At 43.4% G+C, this 643-nt stretch carries 1 pseudogene; it reads left to right on the forward strand.

Features of this window, described 5'->3' with window-relative positions:
* Positions 1-346 precede the first annotated feature (346 nt).
* Positions 347-643, forward strand: a pseudogene (locus AXFE_RS18130) (IS1380 family transposase); the annotation flags it as partial.

Here is a 643-nt window from a genome sequence, read left to right on the forward strand (position 1 = left end):
TGTTGCCAGCAACCTATTTTTGACCCACTAGCAGCAAGATATTTTTGACCCACCCCACCCATTCATGGTAGTGCGTTTGAGCAGATTGAGATATCGCTGGTTGTAGATTTTTGAATTCTCTTGGGTCAAAGTCCAATGCGATAACCGACATTTGCCACTGGGTTAAATCTTGACTGGTTGAATTGGATTGCTTGGAAAACTTATCCATTTAGGCGTTAGGACTTAGCCTGGATCCACCGAAAATTTAGCCGCTCAACTTTGATTTTGGTATAGAAAAGGTGCTCTGAACTGGTAGAATGATGTTTGAACACAATTCAAATCCATCAGTTCAAGGAGCACCTTTTAGATGCAAGCATCTACTAGTGCTTTAGAGTGTTTGATAGTCACCTTTGACGATTCGAACGCAGTTTCCAACAGTGGGTTAATACTCCCTATCACCCTTGCTGAGAGACTTGGCCTTAGGGATCTCTTTGATTTACACATTGACCTAGAGGATCGTCCTGGACGAGCAAATGTTGGCAGAAAAGCTATGGCTATCATTGCATCTATCTTGGCCGGTGGTGATTGCATTGATGACACTGCAATCCTTGAAAGCCCAAATGCGCAAGTTATCCTTGGTCAGATAATGCCAGCACCATCTAGG

The organism is Acidithrix ferrooxidans (assembly GCF_000949295.1).
Classification (GTDB): Bacteria; Actinomycetota; Acidimicrobiia; order Acidimicrobiales; family Acidimicrobiaceae; genus Acidithrix; species Acidithrix ferrooxidans.